General features: G+C 55.0%; 13 protein-coding genes. 7 read left to right on the top strand and 6 right to left on the bottom strand.

Annotated features, from left to right (window positions below):
• Positions 1-21 precede the first annotated feature (21 nt).
• Both treC and EoCCA6_RS14640 read left to right on the top strand, forming a co-directional pair.
• Positions 22-1,677, top strand: coding sequence for an alpha,alpha-phosphotrehalase (gene treC, locus EoCCA6_RS14645; RefSeq protein WP_152083262.1), 1,656 nt, complete (start codon positions 22-24; stop codon positions 1,675-1,677).
• A 142-nt stretch (positions 1,678-1,819) separates the two neighbouring features.
• Complete coding sequence (locus EoCCA6_RS14640; protein ID WP_152083261.1) at positions 1,820-2,566, top strand: oligogalacturonate-specific porin KdgM family protein; 747 nt, start codon at positions 1,820-1,822, stop codon at positions 2,564-2,566.
• Positions 2,567-2,572: 6 nt separating this feature from the next.
• On the opposite strand, the gene EoCCA6_RS14635 is transcribed toward EoCCA6_RS14640, so the two are convergent.
• Positions 2,573-3,232, bottom strand: a complete 660-nt coding sequence (locus tag EoCCA6_RS14635; RefSeq protein WP_152083260.1) for a MurR/RpiR family transcriptional regulator — start codon at positions 3,230-3,232, stop codon at positions 2,573-2,575.
• Between the two features lie 178 nt (positions 3,233-3,410).
• Between EoCCA6_RS14635 and EoCCA6_RS14630 the strand changes: the two genes are divergently transcribed.
• From EoCCA6_RS14630 to nrdG, 5 genes are all read left to right on the top strand, one after another.
• Positions 3,411-4,808: a PTS fructose transporter subunit IIC gene (locus EoCCA6_RS14630; protein WP_152083259.1), complete on the top strand. Its 1,398-nt coding sequence runs from the start codon at positions 3,411-3,413 to the stop codon at positions 4,806-4,808.
• A gap of 10 nt (positions 4,809-4,818) precedes the next feature.
• Positions 4,819-7,416 (top strand): glycoside hydrolase family 38 N-terminal domain-containing protein, encoded by a 2,598-nt coding sequence (locus tag EoCCA6_RS14625; RefSeq protein WP_152083258.1) that lies wholly within the window; start codon positions 4,819-4,821, stop codon positions 7,414-7,416.
• A gap of 1 nt (position 7,417) precedes the next feature.
• Entirely contained in the window at positions 7,418-7,990 is a 573-nt protein-coding gene (locus tag EoCCA6_RS14620; RefSeq protein WP_152083257.1) for a fructose PTS transporter subunit IIA, read from the top strand.
• A gap of 370 nt (positions 7,991-8,360) precedes the next feature.
• Positions 8,361-10,499 (top strand): anaerobic ribonucleoside-triphosphate reductase, encoded by a 2,139-nt coding sequence (gene nrdD, locus EoCCA6_RS14615; protein WP_152083256.1) that lies wholly within the window; start codon positions 8,361-8,363, stop codon positions 10,497-10,499.
• A 140-nt stretch (positions 10,500-10,639) separates the two neighbouring features.
• Positions 10,640-11,104: an anaerobic ribonucleoside-triphosphate reductase-activating protein gene (nrdG, locus tag EoCCA6_RS14610; RefSeq protein ID WP_152083255.1), complete on the top strand. Its 465-nt coding sequence runs from the start codon at positions 10,640-10,642 to the stop codon at positions 11,102-11,104.
• A gap of 32 nt (positions 11,105-11,136) precedes the next feature.
• Here nrdG and EoCCA6_RS14605 read toward each other — a convergent pair whose 3' ends face one another.
• The 5 genes from EoCCA6_RS14605 to EoCCA6_RS14585 all read right to left on the bottom strand — a co-directional run bounded on the left by EoCCA6_RS14605 (position 11,137) and on the right by EoCCA6_RS14585 (position 17,265).
• Positions 11,137-13,047, bottom strand: coding sequence for a BglG family transcription antiterminator (locus EoCCA6_RS14605; RefSeq protein ID WP_152083254.1), 1,911 nt, complete (start codon positions 13,045-13,047; stop codon positions 11,137-11,139).
• A gap of 19 nt (positions 13,048-13,066) precedes the next feature.
• Positions 13,067-14,203, bottom strand: a complete 1,137-nt coding sequence (locus EoCCA6_RS14600; RefSeq protein ID WP_152083253.1) for a lactonase family protein — start codon at positions 14,201-14,203, stop codon at positions 13,067-13,069.
• Positions 14,204-14,292: 89 nt separating this feature from the next.
• Positions 14,293-15,033, bottom strand: coding sequence for a 2-dehydro-3-deoxy-phosphogluconate aldolase (gene dagF / locus EoCCA6_RS14595; RefSeq protein ID WP_152083252.1), 741 nt, complete (start codon positions 15,031-15,033; stop codon positions 14,293-14,295).
• Positions 15,030-16,148 (bottom strand): DgaE family pyridoxal phosphate-dependent ammonia lyase, encoded by a 1,119-nt coding sequence (locus EoCCA6_RS14590; protein ID WP_152083251.1) that lies wholly within the window; start codon positions 16,146-16,148, stop codon positions 15,030-15,032. The genes dagF and EoCCA6_RS14590 overlap by 4 nt, the downstream gene beginning before the upstream one ends.
• Entirely contained in the window at positions 16,132-17,265 is a 1,134-nt protein-coding gene (locus EoCCA6_RS14585) for an amidohydrolase/deacetylase family metallohydrolase (protein ID WP_152083250.1), read from the bottom strand. Before EoCCA6_RS14585 ends, EoCCA6_RS14590 begins: the two co-directional genes overlap by 17 nt.
• Positions 17,266-17,271: the final 6 nt, after the last annotated feature.

Raw genomic sequence — 17,271 nt, 5'->3', positions numbered from 1 at the left:
TCGCATTTGCAGGAACGCATTATGAATACCCTTCCTCACTGGTGGCAAAACGGCGTCATCTATCAGATCTACCCGAAGAGTTTCCAGGACACCACCGGGTGCGGCACCGGCGATTTACGCGGCGTCACGCAACGCCTGGACTACCTGAAAACCCTCGGCATTGATGCCATCTGGCTGACGCCATTTTATATCTCCCCACAGGTGGATAACGGCTACGACGTGGCGAACTACACCGCCATCGACCCGTCCTTTGGCACGCTGGATGATTTTGACGAGCTGGTCGCACAGGCGCATTCACGGGGCATCCGCATCGTCCTCGATATGGTGTTTAACCACACGTCAACGCAGCATGCGTGGTTCCGTGAATCGCTGAATAAAGCGAGCCCGTATCGACAGTTTTATATCTGGCGCGACGGCACACCGGACCAGTTCCCCAATAACTGGCGCTCCAAATTTGGCGGTAACGCCTGGCGCTGGCACGCCGGAAGCGAGCAGTATTACCTGCATCTCTTCGCACCGGAGCAGGCCGATCTCAACTGGGAAAACCCGGACGTGCGCGCCGAGCTGAAAAAAGTGTGCGAGTTCTGGGCAGATCGCGGTGTGGACGGTTTACGTCTCGATGTAATTAACCTGATTTCGAAAGATCAGGCCTTCCCGAATGATGACGCTGGTGACGGTCGTCGTTTCTACACCGACGGACCGCGCATCCACGAATATCTGCAGGAGATGAGCCGCGACGTCTTTACCCCGCGCAACCTGATGACCGTGGGCGAAATGTCCTCGACCTCGCTGGAGAACTGCCAGCAGTACGCGTCTCTCGACGGGCGAGAGCTGTCCATGACCTTCAACTTCCACCACCTGAAAGTGGATTATCCCGGCGGCGAAAAATGGACGAAGGCAAAGCCGGACTACGTAGCGCTGAAAACCCTCTTCAGCCACTGGCAGCAGGGGATGCACAACAAAGCCTGGAACGCGCTGTTCTGGTGTAACCACGATCAGCCGCGTATCGCCTCACGCTTTGGCGACGAAGGAAAATACCGCGTTCCCGCCGCGAAGATGCTCGGCATGGTGCTGCACGGGATGCAGGGCACGCCGTACATTTACCAGGGCGAAGAGATTGGCATGACCAACCCGCACTTTTCGCGTATTACCGATTACCGCGACGTGGAAAGCCTGAACATGTTCGCCGAACTGCGGGCAAAAGGCCGCGATCCGAACGAATTACTGGCGATCCTGGCGAGTAAATCCCGCGATAACGGCCGCACGCCGATGCAGTGGGACGCCTCGCACAATGCGGGCTTTACCGAAGGCGAACCGTGGATTGGCGTGTGTGATAACTACGAAACCGTGAATGCTCGTGCAGCGCTCGATGACCCGGATTCGGTGTTTTACACTTATCAGTCGCTGATCCGCCTGCGCAAAACCCTGCCGGTGCTGACATGGGGAGATTATCAGGATCTGCTGCCTGAGCACCCTTCCCTGTGGTGCTATCGTCGCCAGTGGCAGGGGCAAACCCTGATTGTGATCGCGAACCTCAGCGCTGAATGCCAGCAATGGCGGCCAGATGCGCTCAACGGCGAGTGGCAGGTGGTCATGAGCAACTACACCGAAACGACAAATCATCCGCTGGCAATGACCCTACGACCGTTTGAAGCCGTGTGGTGGCTGCAAGGTTAATGTTCAGGAGAGACGGCTCAAAGGCCGTTTCTCTTTTATTATCAGGTTTAACGATACGCTAAATGTACGACGATAACTTTTACATTTTATATCAGCCAAAATAAAAATAGCCCTGCCAATAAAATAACCTCGGCAGGACATTATGAAAAACATTATTATTAAAGCAACGTGTATTAGCGCATTATTGTTAAGCAGTCAGGGTTGGTGTGGAAATACCTCGGTCGATCTTCGCTTTGGACATAACACACGCTCCGACGTCAATGATTCTCGCATTAAAGTCATGCATCAGGCTGATAACGGTTTTTATTTCTCCGTCGAAGCCGCGCAAAACCACAACGATACCTTTTTTGGTGATACAGACCGCTATAATTCCGACGATAAAGGCTTAACAGAGGCCGCACAAGAGATCGAAACCCGCTGGCGTTTTGACCTCGGCAACGGCTACGCTGTCGCCCCCGGCATGGTGACCGTGTTTACCGCCAGCAATACACACTATCGTCCCTTTATTCAGGGCTGGAAATCCTTTGATAACGGCCTGAATCTGTCGGCACGTTATCGCTATAACACCGTTAATGACGCGCACAGCGACAAGGCGTTAGACGGTAGCGGCTACACCCGACGTGAGTCTCACCAGTTCGATATCTGGTTTGCTTATAACATCGGGAAATTCGGTATGTCCTATAACCCGCGCTTCCGCTGGCAGGATAATGTCGATCAGGGAACCGGTGATGATACCTACTGGGAACACACGCTCGCCTTCAACTATAAACTCGACGACGGCTGGACGCCTTACGTTGAGCTGGTTTCACTGGATAAAACCTATATCAACGATGACGGCAACCATGAAAATGATTACGCCGTCCGCCTGGGCATTGTGAAACAACTTTAAACGCCCCTACACCGTATCGTGCTGCAACAACCTGCAGCCGATACGGTCAACGGCGCTCAGCAGTTCCAGTTGGCCTTCCCGCTGATAAAGCGAGATGGCATTGATATCAATGTCTAAAGGCCAGCACAGCGTTGAGATCGCCGCCAGCGTTGAGCCACGGCGAGTTATCGCGACAACTTTCAGCCCCTTTCTCAGTGCGTTGCGCGCCATTTCGATTAAAGACTGCGTCTCACCCGATTTACTGATAAGGACCAACGTACCTTTTGATACACGGGTTAGCTGGTGCATATCGTTCAGAATCAGATGCGGCAGGCTCGCGAGCGACAGAAAGCGTGATAAATAGTTAAGACTGGTGAGTGATGCCCCGCGCGCATAAAGATAGATATGGCTGGAATGAATAAGTTGCCCGGAAACGTCCGCCTCAATCTCTTCACTTTCCACACGCAACAGCGTGTGTGACGGTGCCGCCGCATGCTGGTCGCGCAGAAACCGGTACCGCAGCTCCGTGTAGCTCTTATACCCCATTTTCTTACAGACACGGTTAACAGACGTTGTCGTGGTATAGGTATCACGAGCGATCTCTTTTGCCGATATATCAGAAATATTATGAGCGTGATATTGAATGTATTCAAATATCAAACGTTCGCTTCCCTGGAAAGAATTCATGCTGTGTATCCTTTTAAAAACCGCTTTGATATTAGCAGCTTTCATTAATACGCGCTGGAAGGCGCTTCACATATTTCCTGAATAAGTATCACGATACGTAATAAGTATTATCAAACATTAATCTTTGTATTTGATTCTCCTTATACTGCCGATACTTTCACAGCAGGAAGCCATTATAATGACGAAACAAAAAATTGTCGCGATAACCGCCTGCCCGACAGGCATTGCCCATACGTTTATGGCGGCAAATAAAATTACTGAATGGGCGAAACAGCACAATATTGAGGTTAAGGTCGAAACGCAGGGAAGCGATGGTGTAAAAAACCGCCTCACCGCGCAGGATATTGCCAGCGCCACTGCCGTCGTACTGGCGATCGATGTCCCCATACAAGATGCAGAACGTTTCGATAATGTGCCTCATCTCAAGGTCCGTACTCAGGAACTGATTAAACATACCGATCGCTATCTGGACCAGGCACTGTCGCTGGACAAAACGGTCGCCCACATTGAGAACGACGCGGAAAACCACCGCTCGGCATACCAGATTTTTATCGGTCACATCATGGCCGCCATTAGCTATATGTTACCGGTTGTGGTAATGGGCGGCCTGATGATGGCGACCGCAAAAATCACAGGCCAGTTTATCGGGATTGAGAATTCGCCGTTTAGCGTGCTGGATAAGCTCGGCTTTATGACGATTAAGTTTATGTATCCGGTATTTGCCATGTACCTGGCATTTTCCATTGCCGGAAAACCCGCGCTCATTCCGGGGCTTGTTGGCGGCATCATGTCGGACGAGGTCTATAAACGTTTCTTTGACATCGAAAACTTTATGCCTTCAGGCTTTTTTGGTGCCATTGGTATCGGGTTCTTTGTGGGCTACCTCGTGCGCTGGCTCAACGATAACATTCACGTCAGACAGCAACTCACCACCATTAAGACCATGCTTATCGTGCCGCTCATCACCGGTATTACGCTGGTGATGGTGATGGAATATCTGATTAATCCTGTCTTTGGTTCGCTTAATCAGCTCATGGTGACTTTTTTCACCTCTGCGGGGGACACCGGACGAGGCTTCTATTCGGCCATGATCGCCGCAGGTACGGCGTTTGACCTGGGTGGGCCAATCAATAAAGCCGCCGGTTCAGTGGCACTCGGCCTGAACGGTGTAAGCGAAACGTTCGACTTAACCGCGCGTGAACTGGCGATTGTCATCCCTTCCATCGGCGTTGGTTTCGCCGCCTTTCTTAACGGGCGGTTTGGCCTTCCCGCCGTTTTCAGCAGCGAAGAGAAAACGGTCGGCAGTACCTCATTATTGCTGGGCGTCATTGGTATCTCAGAGGGTGCCATTCCTTTCATTCTGAAAAACCCGCGTTTGATCCCCGTGTTTATGGCAGGAGCCGTCTCCGGTGCGTTACTGGCGATTGCGTTAGGGGTAAAGCAAACCTTACCACTGCCAGCAATATGGGGATGGCCGCTGGCGACCAACATCGTTGGCTATCTGGTCAGTGTCTTAGCAGGGTCGCTGATCTGTGCGCTGGGCGTGCTTTATCTCAGCCCGAAGAGCACTGACTAAGGACACTATCATGAGCCAAATTCACGTTATTGCACATACGCACTGGGATCAGGAGTGGTATTTCACCCATCAGGACAGCACCGTCCTGGCGGCATATAACTTCGCTGAGGTGGTTGCTACGCTGGAGCGCGACCCCGCGTATATCTGCTATCACCTTGATGGTCAGATGGCCGTGGTTGACGATTTTCTGGCGATCAACCCTGACTATACCCCTCGCCTGCAAAAGCTGGTGCGGGATAAGCGCCTGTTTGTGGGGCCGTGGTATAGCCAGACGGATACCTACAACGTTCACGCCGAATCAATGATTCGCAACCTGAAATACGGCATATCGGCAGCAGAGGCGCTGGGGCACGCTATGCAGGTGGGCTATCTGCCGGATACGTTTGGTCACAATGCACAGATGCCAGCCCTGCTGCGCGGCTGCAATATCGACAATATTGTTTTCTGGCGCGGCGTGAATCACGATGAACAGGCCAAAAACAGTCAGTTCCTCTGGCGCGCGCCATCGGGCGCAACCATCATCGCCTGCGCAATGGCGATGGGATATGGCGCAGCGAAAAACATCCGCGCAGAGGCGAGCTGCTTAGAAGAAAAAATCTATCCTGCCGTTAATCTGCTACGCGAACGTGCGGGTATCACCGACCTGCTGCTGCCCTGCGGTGGCGATCAGGTCAACATCGATCCGACACTGCCTCATATACTGAAACTCGCAAGTGAGCGTTCACCCACTCACGATGACTATCAGATTGACTCCTTAGAGCACTATGTCGAACTTTTACGTGCCCAGAGCCAGGACTTTGAAGTCTGGGAAGGAGAACTGAAATCACCGCGCTATACCCGCATCCACAAAACCATCGGATCGGTTCGCTACGATATCAAAAAGAAAAATTATGAGATTGAACAGTTCATTCTCCGCCAGCTGGAGCCAACCATTGCGCTGGCTCGCCATCAGGGCCTCGCGGTGAATCTTGCGCTGGTCGACAGCATCTGGAAAATGTTGCTGCGTTGCCATGCGCACGACTCTATCGGCGGTTGTAACAGCGATGCCACGAACCGCGACATCCTTCATCGCCTGGAGCAGACTGAGCAGCGCTGTCACAGCCTGTGGAATCTGGTGATAAAAGCGCTGGCGGCTTCCTGCTGCCAGGAAAATGATCTGCTGATCGTTAACCCTCTGGGCACAACAACGCAACGGATCGTAAAAACCACGCTCTATAGCCGGTCTGAGCATATTGCCCTCTCGCACCAGGGAAAACCGGTCGCGTTTGAGGTTCTGGCACGCGAGACGCTTCCCGGAGGCAGTGTTATCTCACTCACCTCTGAAGGCGAAAACGAAACAGACCTTCCCCCGTATTATCGCTGGCACATCGCCCTGGAGACACCAGCTCTGCCGCCCGTGGGTTATCTGTCAGTCAGCGTAGAAGAGAATGCGCTTCCTTATACATTGCCCCAGGCCGAACCCGGCCGGACGATTGAAAACACAGCTTATCGGCTTGAGTGTGATGCGGGAGTGCTAACGCTTGTAGATAAATGCCGCGACAGGCGCATCGCCGGGATCTTTAGCTTTGAAGATTGCGCCGATGCCGGGGACAGTTACGATTTCTCGCCACTTGCGGGGGATAAACCGATCCTGAGTAGTGATTTCACGCTCATCAACTGCATCAAAAATCCACTCCTTGAGAGAATGTACCTTGAGGTAGTTTTGCACCTGCCGCCGGATTTATCCTCACGCGGGCAAAACAGTACCAGACCGCTGCACATTCACATGGAGTGTGAATTACGTAAAGATGATCCAAACCTGTATGTCGACATTTCGCTGGAAAACAACAGTTGCGATCACCGGTTACGCTTGCTGATCAACAGTGATATCAGCACGCAACACTCTGTTGCTTCCCAGCCCTTCTCGGTGATACAGCGCACAATCGGGCATGATGCCAATCGCTGGCAGGCGCGCTACCGGGAGTTACCTGTTGATATTGAAACCAGCGAGGGCATTATCGGCATTGCTGAGCCTGGCAAAGCGTTAGCGATCAACAGCCGGGGGATGAAAGAGTTTCAGATCCTCGATCGTCAGCCTGCCACAATCGCGCTGACACTGTTTAAATCTACGGGCGTTCTCGGTCGTAGCGATCTTGAATGGCGGCCAGGACGTGCTTCGGGTATTAACAATACGGTGGTTGAAACACCGGATGCTCAGTTGCTTAAGCCGCTGCACTTTTCCTTTACGCTGGCGCTGGCGGACAACGCGGAGCATTCCACGTTACGTAACCTGGAAAACCTGGCGCTCGGGCAACCCTTTACCTATCAACGGCAAACATTACATTCACTCGATAATCGTCTTGAGCGTTTTGCCCTGGACGTTAATGCTCGCCCCCTCCCGGCTGTTTTTTCATTGCTGGAAATACCCGCGCCTCTGGTGCTTTCCGCTCTGCCACACGCCCGTGTATTGAGCGGCACGCTTGTGCGTGTTTTTAACGCCGGGACACATCCCGTGCCCGTACCACCGGGCCTGGCGGAACGGGCTCAGGTGAATTATCTGGAAGAAAAAGTACCGCCCGTGAAGCTAATCCAACCCTGCAGTACCTGCGATTTCCTTATTGAGGCCTGACATGAACTTGCTTGCTTTGACGCACCCCGAACTTATTTTTATCAATCCACCTGCCCGTTCGCCGGAATCACTCATCCGGCTGATGTCTGAAGCATTGTTCAGGCAGAAGGTCATTGATGATAAAGCAGCTTTTGTCCAGAGCGTTTTACACCGAGAAAATGAAGGACCGACGGCGCTTGGCGAAGAACTTGCTGTACCACACGGTAAATCCTCCGCCGTGCGGCAGGCTGCATTTTGCATGGCGCTCTTTGATGAGCCGGTGATGTGGCCTGGCCTTGAAGGGGATGAACCGGTCAGGATCGTCTTCCTGCTGGCGATTCCTGAAGCCGAAGCGGGAACCACCCACATGCAATTGTTAACAACGCTCACGTGTACGCTTATGGAAGAGAGCGTTCGCGCAAATCTGGTCGCGGCGCGAACAGGCGAAGAAGCACTGGCCGTTCTGCAGCCCGCAAAAGCCCACCCGGATGCGGACGTTAAGCCGGCGCGAACGATGTTGATTCCTTTACTGCTCGGCATTATCACCGCCATCGCTTTTGTCAACGCAGGGCTGAGTTGGGCTGCAGGCAGCTAATATCATGGGCGCTCAGCGGCGTATACGCTGAGCGCCTGTTTTTGTTGAATTTTTAAGCGAAAATTTGATGTCTATTTTTTACAAACGCTGTGATGCCCGCCATTTGTACTCTCCTCTTTTTACTTTGTTCTGAATCAAGAAAATCGCAAACATGTTTGATGCAAATCACTATATGTAGCATTTAAAATGCATGCCGACCCAACATCTTGTATTTATCGTCTACTATTCCAACAACAACACGGCGACTCAGCTCTCCGGAATTGTGGATAACACGTGTTGGGAACGAGGGAAGTCTCTGGCCTGGTTGGTAATCCGACCGCCGCAGTCTTCTCCACCTCTGTGGATAACCTGTTTTTAAAATGGAGTGATCATGACACCGCATGTGATGAAACGTGATGGCTGTAAAGTGCCGTTTAAATCAGAGCGCATCAAAGAAGCCATTCTGCGTGCAGCTAAAGCAGCGGGAGTCGATGACGCAGATTACTGCGCCACCGTCGCAGAAGTCGTTAGCAGCCAGATGAATGAACGCAGCCAGGTGGATATCAACGATATCCAGACCGCAGTAGAGAACCAACTGATGTCTGGTCCCTACAAGCAACTGGCACGCGCCTACATTGAGTATCGCCACGACCGTGACGTTCAGCGTGAAAAACGTGGTCGCCTGAACCAGGAAATTCGCGGTCTGGTGGAGCAGACCAACTCCTCGCTGCTCAATGAAAACGCCAATAAAGACAGCAAAGTGATCCCGACCCAGCGCGACCTGCTGGCCGGTATTGTCGCTAAACACTACGCGCGCCAGCATCTGCTGCCACGCGATGTGGTTTCCGCGCACGAGCGTGGGGAAATCCACTACCACGATCTCGACTACTCGCCGTTCTTCCCGATGTTCAACTGCATGCTGATCGACCTGAAAGGTATGCTGACCCACGGCTTTAAAATGGGTAACGCCGAGATTGAACCACCAAAATCCATCTCTACGGCCACGGCGGTAACGGCACAGATTATTGCTCAGGTCGCCAGCCATATTTACGGCGGCACCACCATTAACCGCATTGATGAAGTGCTCGCGCCGTTCGTCACCGCGAGTTTTAACAAGCACCGTAAAACAGCGGAAGAGTGGCAGATCCCGGACGCCGACGGCTATGCACATTCCCGCACCGAGAAAGAGTGCTATGACGCCTTCCAGTCGCTGGAGTATGAGGTCAACACACTGCATACCGCTAACGGTCAGACGCCGTTTGTCACCTTCGGCTTTGGGCTGGGCACCAGTTGGGAGTCACGCCTCATTCAGCAGTCCATTCTGCGCAACCGTATTTCTGGCCTGGGCAAAAACCGCAAAACGGCGGTATTCCCGAAACTGGTATTCGCTATCCGCGATGGCCTCAACCATAAGTCTGGCGATCCGAACTACGACATCAAACAGCTGGCGCTGGAGTGCGCGAGCAAGCGCATGTATCCGGACATCCTCAACTACGACCAGGTCGTGAAAGTCACCGGCTCGTTTAAAACACCGATGGGCTGCCGCAGCTTCCTCGGCGTTTACGAGGATGAAAACGGTGAGCAGATCCACGACGGGCGCAACAACCTGGGCGTGATCAGCCTCAACCTGCCGCGCATCGCGCTGGAAGCCAAAGGTAATGAAGACGCCTTCTGGACACTGCTTGATGAACGCCTGCAGCTGGCGCGTAAGGCGCTGATGACCCGCATCGCGCGTCTGGAAGGGGTCAAAGCCCGCGTAGCACCCATCCTCTATATGGAAGGAGCCTGCGGCGTGCGTCTGCAAGCGGACGATGACGTATCGGAAATCTTTAAAAACGGTCGCGCGTCTATTTCTCTGGGCTATATCGGCATCCACGAAACCATCAACGCGCTGTTTGGTGACAAGCATGTCTACGACAGCGATGTTCTGCGTGAGAAAGGTATTGCTATCGTGCAGCGTCTGCGCGATGCGGTAGACCAGTGGAAAGACGAAACCGGCTACGGTTTCAGCCTGTACAGCACGCCGAGCGAGAACCTGTGCGACCGCTTCTGCCGTCTGGACGCTGCGGAATTTGGTATCGTTGAAGGTGTCACCGACAAAGGTTACTACACCAACAGCTTCCACCTTGACGTCGAGAAAAAGGTGAATCCATACGACAAAATCGACTTCGAAGCGGCCTATCCGCCTATCGCCAGCGGCGGCTTTATCTGCTACGGCGAGTATCCGAACATCCAGCACAACCTGAAAGCGCTGGAAGACGTGTGGGATTACAGCTATCAGCACGTGCCGTATTACGGCACCAACACGCCTATTGATGAGTGCTATGAGTGCGGCTTTACTGGGGAGTTTGAGTGTACGAGCAAAGGCTTCACCTGCCCGAAATGCGGCAACCACGACGCGGCTCGCGTTTCCGTGACTCGCCGCGTGTGCGGCTATCTCGGTAGCCCGGATGCGCGTCCGTTCAACGCCGGTAAGCAGGAAGAGGTGAAGCGCAGGGTGAAACATCTGGGGAATGGGCAGATCGGGTAAGTGCTTTGCCGGGTTCTCCCCCTCACCCTACCCCTCTCCCTCAAGGGAGAGGGAACCGATCGAGCACATTGTTATGCCGGCCCCAGTTTTCTCCCTCTCCCTGTGGGAGAGGGCCGGGGTGAGGGCATCAGGTTAACGCTATGAATTATCACCAGTACTACCCCGTCGACATCGTCAACGGACCCGGCACCCGCTGTACCCTGTTTGTATCAGGCTGCGTTCACGAGTGCCCCGGCTGCTACAACAAAAGCACCTGGCGCTTAAATTCAGGCATGCCGTTTACCGCTGAGATGGAAGACCGGATCATTAACGATCTGAACGACACGCGTATCAAACGCCAGGGGATCTCGCTCTCCGGCGGTGACCCGCTCCATCCGCAAAACGTGCCGGAGATCCTGAAGCTGGTAAAACGCATTCGCCGCGAATGTGAGGGCAAAGACATCTGGGTCTGGACGGGCTACAAACTGGATGAACTGAATGCGCATCAAATGGAAGTGGTGGATCTGATTAACGTGCTGGTCGACGGCAAGTTTGTGCAGGATTTAAAAGACCCTATGCTTATCTGGCGCGGCAGCAGTAACCAGGTTGTGCATCATTTGCGTTAACTAAGAGCGGATATTTTTCATCCGCCCTTCCCTCAAAACCGGCTCAAACTCTCCATTGCCACCGCCTTAAACTCGGCAAAATCCCCGCAACTACACAGCCGCGTCATGGCACGTTCGCGCAGGAAGGTGACGAAAATATCGTAAATCGCCATCGCCTCTTCGTACTCGCTTTTGCTGATGGCGAGCAGGAAGATCACATGCGCGGTTTCGTCTCCCCATTTAATGCCCTGCGGGGCCAGCACGGTATAGACCACCGTTTTCTGCGCCAGCAGCCCGAGGGAGTGCGGCAGTGCAATGCCGTCACCCAGCATGGTGCTGACGATGGCCTCACGCTCGACGACGGACTCCAGGAACTCCGCGCCAACAAAGCCTTCGCTTTCAAGCTGTTCGCACAGTTCGCGGAACAGGGTTTGCTGGTCAATCGGCTTATCGATAATACGGAAATGGGCGGCGTCGAAATATTTATCCAGCATCCACGGACGTGTTCTGTCCACCAGCACCAGCTTGCCGATCTGTTCTAACTGATAATCGGTCGGGAACGGGGCGATCATCACCGCCGGTTTAGATTTTTCGCTCACGCGGGCAGTTGAAATCACGAAGTCTTCGCCGATGGATTCGGCCAGTTCATACTCGCGTAAGGTGAGTGTACGGGTGATCTCTATCTGCGGGTATTTGCGCTGCAGTACCGCCTCGATCATGCGCACCATCGCGTTACCGGCGTCGCACACCAGCAGCACGCGCGGCTGACGCTGGTAACCAATGTTGTAGTGACGCTCCAGCCCGACGCCGATATGCAGCACCAGGAAGCCAATCTCGTTTTCGCTGATCACGTACGGCGTGTATTTGCCCCAACTAGAGACCGCCGCGAGCGTCATGTCCCAGGCCATCGGGTAGTGCTGCTTGATGTTATCCAGCAGCGGATTCGGGATCATGATTTGATAGCGCACGCGGGTGATCATGGTTTTGATGTGCGTGAGCAGATCCGCATGCAGTTGTTCGTCGCTGAGCAGGTTGTAATTATAGTGGGTGTTGATGTAGCGCAGAATATAGTTCACCAGCGCTTCATCGTCGTCGGCGTTAATCGCGCTTGGCGCAATCTCCTGAATCTGACGGGCGGCAATGTGGACGCACAGCCAGCTCTCTTCCGACGGAGAAAGCGCTTTGCCCGCCAGTTGTTGAATCGTCACCGCGATATCTTTCGCCGCCTCGCGGACGTTCTCTTCCACATCCTCCGCATGGAATTCCGGCAGCGGGTAGCCTTCGCTGATGCGGCGGACCGACACCGCACAATACAGACGCAGGAACAGTTCACCTTCGTCGGTGAGGCGGATGTGATGGCGCGTAAGCGCGTCGTGCAGTACAGGCACCATCTGTTCAGCTACACCCGCATTCAGCGCCACGTCGGTCACCAGCGGGTTCAGGCTGTCCTGCTGCGCCAGCTCCCAGAGCAGGTCAGTCAGGCAGGCGCGGGTCGCCATCTCGCTGCCAAACAGCTTCATGCCGTGGCGCGGGCGGGTTTCCAGCGTCAGGTTGTAACGGTGAAACCACTCGCGCACTTCCACCATGTCGCTTTGCAGCGTGGCACGGCTGACAAACCACTCATCCGCCAGATCTTCGAGCTTAAGGGAAAATGCCGAGGTAAGAAAACGCACCACCAGATAGTGCACGCGCTCAGGCCCCGTCCGGGGGATACGCAAGGTGCGCGGGTGAGACTCCTGAAGTTGCTGATAACGCGCTGCATCGTCAATTCTAAGCTGGTAGCCATTGCCGCGGCTCAGAATAAACTGCGCGCCGTGGCTCGCCAGCAGCGCGTTCAGGGCGGTGATATCAGCACGGACGGTTCGCGTGGAAACCGACAGCCGCTGCGCCAGTTCGTCCTGCGGCAGCGTCTCGTTTTGCAACAGATCGAAAAGTTGCGCTAAACGTTGGTTCGGAAATCGCACGGGGTTGTCCTCTTACTGCTTAGGGTGAAATAACCATCTGGGATGGACTGCCGACCGGCGTATAGTCCGGTTCAAAACTCAGTTTGCCGTCCCGCCCAACGCGGAAACGGGTAATGTTGTCGCTACGCTGATTCATGACGTACAGCCAGCGCCCCTGTTTATCGAGCGTCAGGGTGCGCGGGTAGTCGCCACGCGTCCAGACATCATCCTGATGCGTCAGCGTGCCATCCGCTGTTACGGTAAAGTGCCCGATGCTGTTATGCAAACGGTTAGCTACGTACAGCTGTTTTCCATCCACACTCAGTACCAATCCAGCGGCAAAACTGGTGCCTTTGTAACCTTCCGGCAGGGCTGAGATCGTTTTCCCCTCTTTCAGCCGCCCCTGACTGTCCATCACATAATGGGTGAGCGTAGACGCCTCTTCGTTAATCAGCCACAGGGCATCACCTTTCGGCGTAAAGACAAAATGGCGCGGCCCCGCCCCTTTTGAGGAAGCATTGATAAATGGCGGATCGTTCGGCGTCAGCTTTCCGCTTTGATCGTCAAAGCGGTACTGATAGATACGATCCAGCCCCAGATCGGTAGAAAAAACAGACTTCCCGCTCGGATCGGCGGCGATCATGTGCGCATGGGGGCCGTTGTGATCGCTGATGGCGAAGCTACCCTCAACAGCGGCTTCCGGTTTCGCCGCACCCGGTTCACCTTGATCCTGATGTGTGTCCGTCGCGTCACCCAGACTACCGTCTGTTTTGATCGGCAGAACGGCAATCGATCCGCTGACGTAGTTCGCCACCAGCAGGTGCTGGCCGTTCGGTGTCAGAGAGAGATAAACCGGCCCCGCACCGCCGGAGGAAACCTGATTCAGCTCACTCAGTTCGCCGTTCTCGCCCACCCGCAGCGCCTGCACCACGCCCTGCTCTACTTCACTTGCCAGATAAAGCGTTTTGCCGTCGTGCGAGACGGCCAGTTGCGCGGCGTTCGGCAACTTGCTCACCAGCGTCTTATTACCGAGCGCACCGGTTTGTGGATCGACGGTGAAGCGGTACAGCCCTTCACCGTTCGGATTATAGGTGCCGACCCAGGCATACTGGGTTTGAGCGACAGCGGCGGTAGCCAGTAAAGAGAGTGAAGCGACAAGCAGGTTTCGGGTGTGCATGGTGGCTCCTTCAGGTTTGTGCGGTGTGTTTCCCCTCACCCCGGCCCTCTCCCTTTGGGAGAGGGTTAGGGTGAGGGGTGTTGTTTTTGCTATTTAACCAGCTTCTTCGTCATTTCAAGCAGCGTGCGCACATCTTCCGGGCGTGTGTCGCCGCTGGCTTTGTCGATGATCGAGCTGTAAATATGTGGAATGATTTTGCTCACGCCTGCATCCAGCGCAATCTGCAGGATCTCTTCGAAGTTTTCCAGATCGATACCGCCGGTCGGCTCCAGCCAGAAATCGTGACGGGCGCAGGCTTCCGCCACTGCTTTGTACTCATCACGGCACTTCAGGCCACCCATCGGGAAGTATTTGATCGAGCTGCCGCCGAAATCTTTCAGCAGGGCAATCGCGGTTTCAACCGGCACAATGCCGTCCATAGCTGCGCTGCTCAGCGGGCCTGTGGAGATTTTCACCATCCCGACGGTGCCAGTCGGAGAGACCAGACCGTTGACGACGGAATCATTCTGCCCCAGCAGCGCGCGGCTGGTGGCCACGCCGGTGAAGACCTGGTTGACGTGCTGCGGCTGCACCTGGCGGGAAATTTCACTCACCATCGCCGACTGGTTTGGATCGCCCGCGCCCAGACCCACAGAGAGCGCATTATCAATCAGTGCCGCGTACTCACGCATATCCGCGACCGCGCTCGCTACGTCCGGGTAGTTTTTGGAGAGCACGCCCACCAGCACATGACCTTCCGCCGCCTCATAAATGGCGCTGGCGTTGGCCTTAGAGCCAGCCAGTACGTTCAGGCAGACGCGGTCACGGTAAAAATTGGGGGTCAGTTTCATGCGTTTTTCTCCTGTCCTAACACTTCGCTAATGCGGCGGTACACGATGTTCAGCTGATCAGCGTTCACGCTGCGCACATCCGCTTCGATAATCCCTTCGTTGGCCTTGTAGCCACGGAAGTAAATGGCGTATTCACCCTGCTTCAGCGCATTCACCAGTTCGCCAGTGCCGACACCCGTGGTGGCTTCGTCGAACTTGATCTCGGTGCGGGCGATGTCACGACCGGCGCTGTCCCAGACCACGCGCGCCGTGACGCCGTTCAGGGTATTCAGCGCGTCGATAAACGGCGTCATTTTGGCGACCATCTCGGCACCGCTCTCTTTGGTCGCCGTGAGGTAGTGTTCGATGGCGCAGGTCAGGCCGAGGATGCCCTCTTTGCCCACCTTCATGGCACGGCCAATGCCCGCCGTCTGGCGTTTTACCCACTCAACATATTGAGCTTTACCGATCACCAGCCCGCTGGTTGGCCCTTCGATCGCCTTCGCGCCGCTGTAGATCACCAGGTCAGCACCGGAGCGGTAATAAACATGCAGATCTTCTTCTGCTGCAGCATCGACGATCAGCGGCAGATCGTGTTTACGCGCCACCACTGCCGCTTGCTCCACGCTGAGCATGCTTTTCTGCACGCAGTGGTGAGATTTGATGTAGAGGATCGCCGCGGTGCGTGGGGTGATCGCCGCCGCCAGCTGATCGGCAGAGCACTCATTAGCGTAGCCTGCTTCTACCAGCTTACCGCCGCCCAGCGCCACCATCGTGCCGACCGGCGCGCCAAAGTTGACGTTGTGGCCTTTCGGCAGAACGATTTCGTTGTTCTCAATCGGGGTGACATGCAGGTTTTCCAGCAGCCAGTCGCTGTCTTTTACCAGCACCGCCGCCACGGACTGGGCAATGCCTGCCGACGCACAGGAAACCACCGTCGCCCCTTCCACATCCAGCAGTTTCGCGATGTATTCGCCGGTTTTGTTGACCAGATCCTTCATCTCAAAATAGTGGTTCATCCCGTCCATCGCCGCCTGCACCACTTCCGGGCGCGGCGTGGAGACGCCCAGCGCCGTCATGCGGCCAGAGGTATTGATAACTTGCTTTAAGTGGTACTTCTCATAAATCGAAGGCATGTTCCGTGCTCCCTTGTTCGGTCATGTAGCCCTTGCCCGCGCGGATCGCGGCAAGCGGCACCAGAATGTGTTCAGCCTGCAGGCTGTCGTTTTCAGCATCCGTCAGCACCGTCGGCTGGCGTTTAATGGTGAACAGCGTCAGGTCGGCGTCGAGCCCTGGCTCAATACGCCCTTTGCGCGTCAGGCGCAGGCCGTCGGCGGCGTTCGCGGTCACGCACGCAATGACCTGCGGCAGTGACATGCCAATAGCGAGGAATTTCGACATCACGCTTGCCAGGCTGCCCACCGGGCCGTTGATACGGTTGCGGCAGTAGATATCCGAGCTAATGGTGTGCGGCAGAATGCCCATCGCGATGGCGCGTTTCGCCACCTCAAAGCTAAAGCTCGCCGTGCCGTGGCCGACGTCCAGACGCACGCCGCGTTTCAGCGCAGACGTGATGGACGCACGCAGTTCGCCGGAAGGCGTCAGAATGCGGTTCGGTTTGCCGTTGTAGCAGTGGGTGATGATGTCACCAGAACTCAGCAGCCCGGCAATTTCGTCGAGGTTCGGCGGGTTATTGCCGATGTGCACCATCAACGGCAGATCGCCGTTCTCTTTCTGGATCGCTTTCGCGCGTTCCAGCGGCGTAATGCCGTTTTCACCGACCACGCTGCTGCTCATGCGCGCTTTCAGGCCGACAATAAAATCAGGGTGGCGTTTAACCGCCTGCTTCACCGCATCAGCGTCAATGTTGGCCATATTGGCCAGTTCGTTCTGGGCAATCAGCCCCACGCGGGAGATGTTCAGCAGGGCAAAGACTTCGGTGGAGGCTTTGCGGGTGATGTCATAAAAATCGTCCACGTCGTCCGCGCCGGTACTGCCTGCGTCCACAACGGTGGTCACGCCCGTAGCAATGCCTACGCTGTCCGGCTCGTCATGGTAAATCGGCGAATTCGGGTAGCAGTGAACGTGAGAGTCAATCCAGCCTGCGCTGACGAACACTTCGCCGTTCAGCTCAACCGTTTTATGAGCGGGCGCGTCAATCTCGCCAAGCGCCGCGATTTTCCCGTCCTGAATGGCGATATCGGTCAGGGTATCGTCGGTAAGGCGCGCACGGCGCAGGAGTAAATCAAACATGGGGAT

Origin of the sequence: Enterobacter oligotrophicus, assembly GCF_009176645.1 — a bacterium.
In the GTDB taxonomy this organism is placed as follows: domain Bacteria; phylum Pseudomonadota; class Gammaproteobacteria; order Enterobacterales; family Enterobacteriaceae; genus Enterobacter; species Enterobacter oligotrophicus.
This window is presented reverse-complemented; position numbering and strand designations above follow the sequence as displayed.

What these genes read in the sequence shown, in the direction of transcription:
- treC (WP_152083262.1), top strand. Translation starts at nt 22, where the DNA reads ATGAATACCCTTCCTCACTGGTGGCAAAACGGCGTCATCTATCAGATC.
- EoCCA6_RS14640 (WP_152083261.1), top strand. Translation starts at nt 1,820, where the DNA reads ATGAAAAACATTATTATTAAAGCAACGTGTATTAGCGCATTATTGTTA.
- EoCCA6_RS14635 (WP_152083260.1), bottom strand. Translation starts at nt 3,232, where the DNA reads ATGAATTCTTTCCAGGGAAGCGAACGTTTGATATTTGAATACATTCAA.
- EoCCA6_RS14630 (WP_152083259.1), top strand. Translation starts at nt 3,411, where the DNA reads ATGACGAAACAAAAAATTGTCGCGATAACCGCCTGCCCGACAGGCATT.
- EoCCA6_RS14625 (WP_152083258.1), top strand. Translation starts at nt 4,819, where the DNA reads ATGAGCCAAATTCACGTTATTGCACATACGCACTGGGATCAGGAGTGG.
- EoCCA6_RS14620 (WP_152083257.1), top strand. Translation starts at nt 7,418, where the DNA reads ATGAACTTGCTTGCTTTGACGCACCCCGAACTTATTTTTATCAATCCA.
- nrdD (WP_152083256.1), top strand. Translation starts at nt 8,361, where the DNA reads ATGACACCGCATGTGATGAAACGTGATGGCTGTAAAGTGCCGTTTAAA.
- nrdG (WP_152083255.1), top strand. Translation starts at nt 10,640, where the DNA reads ATGAATTATCACCAGTACTACCCCGTCGACATCGTCAACGGACCCGGC.
- EoCCA6_RS14600 (WP_152083253.1), bottom strand. Translation starts at nt 14,203, where the DNA reads ATGCACACCCGAAACCTGCTTGTCGCTTCACTCTCTTTACTGGCTACC.
- dagF (WP_152083252.1), bottom strand. Translation starts at nt 15,033, where the DNA reads ATGAAACTGACCCCCAATTTTTACCGTGACCGCGTCTGCCTGAACGTA.
- EoCCA6_RS14590 (WP_152083251.1), bottom strand. Translation starts at nt 16,148, where the DNA reads ATGCCTTCGATTTATGAGAAGTACCACTTAAAGCAAGTTATCAATACC.
- EoCCA6_RS14585 (WP_152083250.1), bottom strand. Translation starts at nt 17,265, where the DNA reads ATGTTTGATTTACTCCTGCGCCGTGCGCGCCTTACCGACGATACCCTG.